Source organism: Plantactinospora alkalitolerans, assembly GCF_015690345.1.
GTDB classification, from domain to species: Bacteria; Actinomycetota; Actinomycetes; order Mycobacteriales; family Micromonosporaceae; genus Plantactinospora; species Plantactinospora alkalitolerans.
The window spans coordinates 1-8,774 of sequence record NZ_JADPUN010000352.1 but is presented as its reverse complement, the minus strand read 5'-3'; the positions used below and the strand labels follow the sequence as shown (position 1 = coordinate 8,774).

Below are 8,774 nucleotides of genomic sequence, written 5' to 3'. Positions count from 1 at the left end.
GCTCCCGCCCCGCCCCCGGACCAGCCCAGCGCTCCCGTTCCGGCTCCGGCTCCCGCGCCAACTCCGGCTCGGGCCTCCGAGCCGCCCGAGGACCAGCCGTCGGAGGACCCGGCGTCCGGGGACCCGTCACCCGAGGACCGGCCGCCCAGCGGTCCCGCTCCGGCTCCGACTCCACTTCCGGACCGTCAAAGCGGCTCCGCTCCGGCTCATCCCACTGCTCCGGCTCCCGGCCGGGGCCAGCCCAGCGGTCCTGCGGCGGCTCGGACTCCGGCGTCGCCCGCCGAAACGCCGACCAGGCGCCCTGCCGCCACACCAGCAGATCGGGACTGAGCAGATTCTGGTCACCCGCGAAAAAGATCCGGTCGACCGCTCGGCGTACCTTTTCCATGCCGGGTCGGGAGTCCGTACCGGTGACGATCACCACATCCCGGGCCGGAACCCCCACGACCAGCTCTCCCGGCACGGAGCGTTGCAGGTCCTCCCAGACCTCGGCCGCGAGCAGCACGCTCGACTCCAGGCCGCCGAACGAGAGCATCGGCGCGGGTGGCTGCCCGTCGATCCGCAGTCGGGGCAGCAGCCGGTAGAGGTTGTCGACGGCCACCTGACGCAGGTCACGCTGGCTGACCTCAAGCTCGTCGAGGTCGTCCCAGGTGACGAGGCGATTGCCGTACGGCGGGCCGAACGAGTAGCCGACATCGAGATCTTGGGTGAAGTCTTCCAGCACGTGGTCCGCGCCATAGCGGGCGTCGTCGGTCGACACCAACAGCGGTAGAAACATTGTGCTCGTCAACTGCACGCTTCGAAACCTAGTATGTGCAGGCCAGAACGTCACGCCCTGAGCCGATCGTTTGTTCCCGACAACGGTAGCCTGCTGGGGCGTACGACCGGTCCCGCGCCCGTAGCTCAGCGGATAGAGCAGCTGCCTTCTAAGCAGTTGGCCGCAGGTTCGAATCCTGCCGGGCGCACCATACCCCCGCCGAACGGCCGAGGCAGCGATCGATGCCCGGCCTGCTCGGTCGACGGGAACCGGACGTCAACCCGGCCTTGACACAGGTCACCGGTGACATCATCACTACGCTCCGCGCCCGGATGCCCGGATGCCCCGATGCCCGGATGCCCAGATGCCCCGATGCCCGGATGCCCGGTGCCCCGCCCGAGCCCGGCCACCCACCCCACCGGCGACCCACCCGATCCGCCCGATCGTGGTGATCCATACTTGTCGGACGTCAGCCAGCCGTGGAGGTAGGAACAGTGAAGCTTGCCGAGGCGCTGGCGGACCGTGCCGCCGCGAGCCGCCGGGTGGAACAGCTCCGGACGCGCATCGTGAGCAATGCCCGGTACCAGGAGGGCGAGTCGCCCGCCGAGGACCCGCAGCAGTTGCTGGTGGAGGTCGGTGAGGCGCTCGACGAACTCGAATCCCTGATCCGGCGGATCAACCTGACCAACGCGGCGGTGGCGGTCGGCGACGGAACGCTGACCGACGCGCTCGCCCGCCGGGACGTGTTGCGGTTGCGGCACGCCGTGGTGACGGCGGCAGCGGACGCGGCGGCCGGCAGGGATCAGCGCGGCGTCGTCCGGCAGCTCCGGTCCGAACTGAAGATGCTCGCCGCGCTACCGGTGGCGGAGCTGCGCCGTCAGGCCGACGTACTCGCGCGGGAGACTCGTGAGTTGGACGTACGGATCCAGCGCACCAACTGGGAGGCGGACCTGCTGGACTAGCTTCGGCGGTATGGACGTGGAGCAGGTAGTCGTTCCGGAGGCGTGCACACACCGTGGGTCGGCGGTTTCCGGCCACTCTCTTGGCGCGCGAAGGGCAGCGCGGGGGTTCGACTCCCCGGCAGACAGTGCAGCTCAGCACGGCGCACAAGTGATCGCGTATCGCGCACGGCACATCACCAACGTGCAGATCCGGAACGGTGAGGGCGGGATCGGGGATCTCCACGTCACCGCCGCCACGCCGGGTCATGGCAGCGACACCGCCACGCCGGGTCATGGCAGCGGCAGCGCGGCGGCCACGGCGCGATTCCGCCGAGGGCGCAAACCGTGCGCTGACAGCGAAAGCGCGCGCCTTCCCGGCCAGTCCGTCGTTACGTTGAGCGCATGACTGACCTGCACCTGCCCGTGGCCCGTGGCGGAGACTCCTCTTCCGGCTCGCTCGACGACTCGGTCTACAACCGACTGCTCAAGGAACGCATCATCTTCCTCGGCAGCGAGGTCACCGACGAGTTGGCGAACCGGATCTGCGCCCAACTGCTCCTGCTCGCCGCCGAGGATTCCGAGCGCGACATCAACCTCTGGATCAACTCTCCGGGCGGCTCGGTCTTCGCCGGGATGGCGATCTACGACACGATGCAGTTCATCGACAACGACGTGTCCACAGTGGCCATGGGGATGGCCGGTTCGATGGGCCAGTTCCTGCTCTGCGCCGGCACGCCCGGCAAGCGGTACGCCCTGCCGCATGCCCGGATCATCATGCACCAGCCGTCCGGCGGGATGGGCGGTACGGCGTCCGACATCGCCATCCAGGCCGAGCAGATGTTGCACACCAAGCGGATGCTGCTGGAGATGATCGCTCAGCACACCGGGCAGACCTACGAGCAGGTCGTGGCCGACGCCGACCGGGACCGCTGGTTCACCGCGACCGAGGCCAGGGACTACGGCTTCATCGACAAGGTGGTTGCCGGCGCCAGCCAGGTCCCCGAGAACGTCGGCTAGCAGCGGTCGGGACGGCGACGCCGCCTCTCTCGCATCGGCGCCCGAACACCGGGACGACGCCGGCCACACGTAGACGCCCATGGATCGCGCGTGTCAGCATTGGTCCGCGGATCTGGAGGTGGGCGTGCAGGTTCGGGGCGTGCTCGTGCAGGTGCTGGGTCCGGTCCGCGGCTGGCGCGACGGCCACGAGCTCGACCTCGGTCCGGCCGGCCGACGGGCCGTGCTCGGCCTCCTGGTCCTGGCCCGGGGTCATCCGCTGGCGCGCGCCGAACTCATCGACGCCCTCTGGGGTGACCATCCGCCGGCCACTGCGGCGAACATCCTCCAGACGCACGTGAAGCACCTGCGTCGACAGCTCGAACCCGACCGGCGGCCGCACTCGCCCAGTACGGTGCTGCCGGGTGTGGGCGACGGCTACGCCCTCCGGCTCTCCGACGAGGAGGTCGACCTCGGCAGGTTCCGTACCCTGGTTGGCGCGGCCGCCACCGCCCACCGGCAGGGTGACGTGCAGCGCGTCGCCGCCCTCTCCGGTCAGGCGCTCGCGCTCTGGCTGGGCAATCCGATGGCCGACGTACCGCTGCTCGCCGACCATCCGAAGGTGTTGGCCCTGACCGGGGAACGGCAGGCGGCGCAGGCCCGGTACTGCGACGCGATGCTCACTCTCGGCGCCGGCGCCGACGTGCTGTCCACTGTGGCCGAGATGGCTGCCGGTCAGCCGTTCGACGAGGAGGCCCAGGCCCGGCTGGTTCGGGCGTACCACGCGATCGGGCAGCGGGCCCAGGCGTTCGCCGCGTACCGGACGGCCCGGACCCGGCTCGCCGACGAGCTCGGAGTCGATCCGGGCCCGGTGCTGGCCGCCGCCCACGCGGCACTGCTGCGCCAGCCGGTACCCGATCGGCCGGGACCGGTCCCGACGGAGCCGGACCCGCCGGCCGGCGCCGAGGTTGCCCCCCATCCCCCGGCTCCAGGCCCGGAGCCGACACCGGCACCGGCACCGGCACCGGCACCGGCACCGGCGAAGGTGCCACGGCAGCTTCCCGCCGACGTGTACGGCTTCACCGGGCGCCGAACCGAACTCCGGCACCTCGACCAACTGCTCGCCGGGGAGTACGACTCCGATCCGGTGCCGAAGGAGGCGCCCGGTCCACTGTCGGCGGTCCCGGCCGCCAGCCCGGCCCGGGAGTGCCGGGCCACCGACGCGCCACCACCGGTGGTGATCGTGGCGATCTGCGGTACCGCCGGGGTCGGCAAGACCGCACTGGCCGTGCACTGGGCGCACCGGCTCCAGGCCCGGTTCCCGGCCGGGCAGCTCTACGTCAACCTGCGCGGCCACGACGACGGGCAACCCATGTCGGCCGGAGACGCACTGGCCCGGTTGCTCGCCGCACTCGGCGTACCCAGCGACGAGATCCCGCTCAACCTCGACGAGCGGGCCGCCCGGTACCGGACGGAGTTGACGGACCGGGCGATGCTCGTCGTACTCGACAACGCCGCCTCGGTCGAACAGGTCCGTCCGCTGCTGCCCGGCACGGCTCCCGGGATGGTGCTGGTGACCAGCCGGGACACGCTGGCCGGTCTCGTCGCGCTGCACGGTGCCCGCCGGCTCGCCCTGGACCCGCTGCCGCCGGCCGACGCCGTCAACCTGCTCCGGCTGCTGATCGGTGACCGGGCCGACGCCGAGCCCCAGGCCGTCGCGGAACTGGCCGAGCAGTGCGCCCGGCTGCCACTTCCGCTGCGAATCGCCGCCGAACTGGCCGGAAGTCGGCCGGACGACCTGCTCGCCGACCTGGTCGACGAGTTGGCCGACCATCGCCGGCGGGTACGGCTGCTGGACACCGGTGGTGATCCGCGCGGGGCCGTCCGTACCGTCTTCTCCTGGTCGTACCGGCATCTCGCGCCGGCCGACGCGGTGCTGTTCCGCCGGCTCGGCCTGCATCCGGGTACCGACCTCAGCGGGTACGCCGCCGCGGCGCTCGCCGGCCTGGACCTGCCCCGGGCGGGAAGGGTGCTCGCGGTACTGGCCAGGGCCCATCTGATCCAGTCGACCGGGCGGTCCCGGTGGGCGATGCACGATCTGCTGCGGGCGTACGCGGCCGAGCTGTGCGGCGCCGAGGATCCGGAGCCGGAACGGGCGGCGGCGCTGACCCGGCTCCTCGACCACTACCTCGCGACCGCCGCCACGGCGATGGACGCCCTCTATCCGGCCGAGCGGCACCACCGCCCCGAGGTCCGGCGACCGGACGCGGACGACCGGGTCCCGATCCCGCCGGTCGACGACCGCGACGTGGCTCGCGACTGGCTGGACAGCGAACGGGCGTCGCTGGTGGCGGTCTGCGGTTTCGCGGCGTCCCAGGGCTGGCCGGCGTACGCGGTGTCGCTGTCGAACACGCTCTACCGCTACCTGGAGAGCGGCCATCACCTGGACGCGCTGGACATCCACACGTACGCGCTGGACGCCGCCCGGCGCTCGGGGGACGAGGGAGGGCAGGCTCACGCCCTGACCAGTCTCGGTGCCGTGCACCGGCTGCGCGGGCGGTACGCGGACGCGATCGAGCATCACGAGCAGGCGCTGGCCATGCACCACCGCAGCGGCGACCGGTACGGCCAGGCGCGTACCCGGTCCAACCTCGGCATCGTGTACGAGCGGCTGGGTCAGCGGGATCCGGCGATCGCACACCAGCGTGAGGCGCTCGACCTGTACGGGCGCCTCGGTGACCGGTACGGCGAGGCCGGCGCGTTGACCAACCTCGGCAACGTCTACAGCGAGTTGGGCCGGTACGAGGAGGCGGCGGAACTCCTCGGCCGGTCGTTGGGTCTGTTCCGAGTCCTCGGTGACCGGGTCGGCGAGGCCATCGGGCTGTGCAACCTCGGTGACGTGCAGCGCGAGTTGGGCCGGTACGACGAGGCGGCGGGCACCCTCCGGCGTTCCCTGAGCCTGTTCCGGGAGGCCGGGCACCGCAACGGGGAGGCGGCCACGCTGTCCAACCTGGGTCGGGTGCACACCTCGCTGGGCCGGTACGACCTCGCCGCCGAGGAGTTCGGGCAGGCGCTCGACTGGTTCCAGGAGACCGGCCACCGGTACGGGGAGGCGAGCGTCCTCAACAATCTCGGCGACGTGCTGTATGCCGGTGGACGTCTCGTCGAGGCGGGCGCCCGGTACCGCGCGGCGCTGGCGATCGCAGTCGAGACGGGTGACCGCGACGAGCAGGCTCGGGCGCACCTGGGTCTCGCCCAGGTGGGTCGGACCGCGACCACCGCACCGACCAACTCAACCGACCCAACCGGCCCGACCAACTCAAGCGGCCCGACCAACGCAAGCGGCCCGACCAGCCCAACCGACTCAACCGGTCCGGCCGGCCCGACCGGCCAGCCCGGCCCGACCGGCCCGACAAGTTGGCCGGGGCAGCCGCCGCACAGCGACGATTTCGGCTTGTCGACCCCGGGGCGCCGCCACTAACGTCGCGGCGTGCTGATTCGGAGATTTGCCGAGGCCGACTGGGTGGAGGTCTGGCCGATCGTCCGGGAGGTCGTCCGGGCGGCGGACACCTTCACCTACGACCCGCGGATGACCGCCGAGCAGGCGCACGACATCTGGGTCGTGGCCGGACCCGGGCTGACGGTCGTCGCGGTCGACGACGGGCGGGTGCGGGGTACGGCCAAGATGGGCCCGAACCGCGCCGGCCCGGGAGCGCACGTCTCGACCGCCAGCTTCATGGTCGCCGCCGATGCCCGGGGCCGGGGCGTGGGTGGTGCGCTGTGCCGGTTCGCGCTGGACTGGGCCCGGTGGCACGAGTACGCGGGCATGCAGTTCAACGCCGTCGCCGAGTCCAACCGCTCGGCGGTCGCGCTGTACGAGCGGCACGGCTTCGAGGTGGTCGGGACGGTTCCGGGCGCCTTCGCGCATCCGACGTTGGGCCGGGTGGGCCTGCACGTCATGTACCGGGAACTGGAGGATCCGTCGGACGCTGGCCATACGATTCCGGCATGACACCACTCGCCGGACCTCGCGGCGCGATCACTCTCCGGCACGACGACACCGGGCACCCGGTCACGCTCGTGCTCGGCCGACCGGCTTGACCTCGAACCGGGGCCCCGGGAAGGTGGTCCGATGACGGGCAAGGACGAGGTGCGGGACGGCGTACCGCTGACCAACCTCGATCAACCGCTGTTCGACGGCGCCGACGCCACCAAGCGGGACCTGGTGGACTATCTGGACGCGGTGCACGACCAACTGATCGGCCAGCTGCGGGACCGGCCGCTCTCGGTGATCCGGGTGCGCCCGGGCCAGGCGCCGTTCATGCAGAAGAACGTGCCGAAATACACCCCGGACTGGATTCCGACGGTTCCGGTCTGGGCGGAGGCCTCGAAACGCGAGGTGTCGTACGCCCTCTGCAACGACCGGCGCACCCTGCTCTGGTTCGGTAACCAACGCGCCGTCGAGTACCATCCGACGCTGGCCCAGGTCGAGCACCGGGAGCATCCGACCCACCTGGTTCTCGACCTCGATCCGCCCGGATCCGACGCGTTCCCGCTGGTCGTCCGGGCCGCCCAACTCGTCCGTCAGGCCCTGACCGAGGCCGGTCTCACCGGTGTGGTCAAGACCAGCGGGGCGAAGGGGGTACACATCTTCGTCCCCGTCGACCGGTCGGCGCCGATCGACGATATCGCCGCGGCCACCCGCGCACTCGCGGCCCGGGCGGAACGGCTCGATCCCGCGCTGGCGACCACCGCCTTCATCCGGGAGGACCGGGACGGAAAGGTGTTCCTCGACTCGACCCGGGCCGGCGGCGCGACGGTGGTGTCGGCGTACAGCCCACGGATCCGGCCGGGGGTGCCGGTGTCGTTCCCGTTGGACTGGGACGAACTGGAGCGCGTCACTCCGGGCGACTTCACCCTGCGTACCGTGCCGGAACTGATCGGCGACGGCGATCCGTGGACCGACCGGATGCCCCCGGCACAGCGCCTGGACGCCGACCTGATCGAGGAGGGACGGGCGATCCCGATCGCCCGGGTGCAGGCGATGCACGAGGGCAAGCGGCGGGCCCGCGCGCGCCGGGAGGCGGCCGGCTGATCCGCCACCGCACCCGGTTTCGTCTCCTGCGCCGCGGCCCGCTCACTCCGGCGTGTAGTAGGAGCTGACCGCGGGCTGGCCGGTGTAGTTGGGTCCGGCACGGTCGTCGGCGCCGAGATAGCGGTACGGCAGGACGCCCGCGCCGGGACCGGTCCGGCTGATCCGCCGTCGTCGGGTGTCGACGGTGAAGCCCGCCGTGCGCAGTTGGGCGTTCAGCCGACGCCCGGCTGGCCGACCGTCGGCCAGCCGTACCGCCCGCAGGTCGAGATCGGCGATGAACCGGCCGTCCTCGGCCAGCCAGCCGGCGACCCGGTTCAGCAGGCCGAGCTTGTCGCCGACGTAGTGCAGGCCGTGCACGCAGGTGATCAGGTCGAACCGGCGGGTCGGTGTCCAGGTGCCGACCGGGGCGCCGACCAGTTGCGGCGGCACGCCGGTGCCCGACGGTGGGTCGAAGTAGTCGACCAGGTCCACTCCGACGAGGCTCACCCGGTGGTCGAGGCCGGCCCGGTGCAGCCGCTCGGCGGCCTGGTGAAGGGCACGGGCGCTGCCGCAGCACAGATCGAGCCAGCCGATCGGAACGTCGGTCGGGGGCCCGGAGCCGTTCGGGCCGACTCTGGCGACGAGCCAGTCCAGCGGATGAAATCCGAGTTCCCTGCTGTAGCTGTTGACGCCGTCGAGCTGGCGCTCCCGGTTCATCGCCGAGTTGGCCACCACGGCTGACGACTCCAGCGCATCGTCGTCGAGCAGTCCCTCCATGGCACCGCACTCTTCCAGCACCCGCACCCGCACCCGCACCCCGCACCGCGGCGGGGACGGGACGGCGGGTTGCCGGCGGGGGATCAGCCGCCGGCAACCCGCTCGTCCCTCGCGGCCCGGCCCCTGGGTCCGCGAGAGGGGTTACTGCTGTTCGTGCCCGGGCTTGCCGGGCCGGATCAGGTGAGGGCGCAGTTCACGCCGTTGAGGGTGAACGAGGACGGCCTGCCGGTGT

Annotated in this window: 7 protein-coding genes and 1 tRNA gene; 6 read left to right on the top strand and 2 right to left on the bottom strand. The window is 71.8% G+C overall.

The window, feature by feature from the left end:
• A partial coding sequence (locus I0C86_RS37185) for a DUF1444 family protein (protein ID WP_230395437.1) occupies positions 1-790 on the bottom strand: 790 nt, incomplete at its 3' end.
• Between the two features lie 102 nt (positions 791-892).
• On the opposite strand from I0C86_RS37185, the gene I0C86_RS37180 reads away from it, so the two are divergent.
• The 6 genes from I0C86_RS37180 to ligD all read left to right on the top strand — a co-directional run bounded on the left by I0C86_RS37180 (position 893) and on the right by ligD (position 7,786).
• Positions 893-968 (top strand) — tRNA-Arg (locus I0C86_RS37180).
• Between the two features lie 283 nt (positions 969-1,251).
• Positions 1,252-1,719, top strand: a complete 468-nt coding sequence (locus tag I0C86_RS37175) for a DIP1984 family protein (RefSeq protein WP_196206001.1) — start codon at positions 1,252-1,254, stop codon at positions 1,717-1,719.
• 381 nt (positions 1,720-2,100) lie between these two features.
• Complete coding sequence (locus I0C86_RS37170) at positions 2,101-2,715, top strand: ATP-dependent Clp protease proteolytic subunit (protein WP_196206000.1); 615 nt, start codon at positions 2,101-2,103, stop codon at positions 2,713-2,715.
• Between the two features lie 118 nt (positions 2,716-2,833).
• Complete coding sequence (locus I0C86_RS37165; protein WP_196205999.1) at positions 2,834-6,172, top strand: tetratricopeptide repeat protein; 3,339 nt, start codon at positions 2,834-2,836, stop codon at positions 6,170-6,172.
• A 9-nt stretch (positions 6,173-6,181) separates the two neighbouring features.
• On the top strand, positions 6,182-6,703 hold the full coding sequence (locus I0C86_RS37160) for a GNAT family N-acetyltransferase (RefSeq protein WP_196205998.1): 522 nt from the start codon (positions 6,182-6,184) through the stop codon (positions 6,701-6,703).
• A 120-nt stretch (positions 6,704-6,823) separates the two neighbouring features.
• Positions 6,824-7,786, top strand: coding sequence for a non-homologous end-joining DNA ligase (ligD, locus tag I0C86_RS37155; protein WP_196205997.1), 963 nt, complete (start codon positions 6,824-6,826; stop codon positions 7,784-7,786).
• A gap of 42 nt (positions 7,787-7,828) precedes the next feature.
• On the opposite strand, the gene I0C86_RS37150 is transcribed toward ligD, so the two are convergent.
• Positions 7,829-8,581: a methyltransferase domain-containing protein gene (locus tag I0C86_RS37150; RefSeq protein WP_323374090.1), complete on the bottom strand. Its 753-nt coding sequence runs from the start codon at positions 8,579-8,581 to the stop codon at positions 7,829-7,831.
• Positions 8,582-8,774 lie beyond the last annotated feature (193 nt).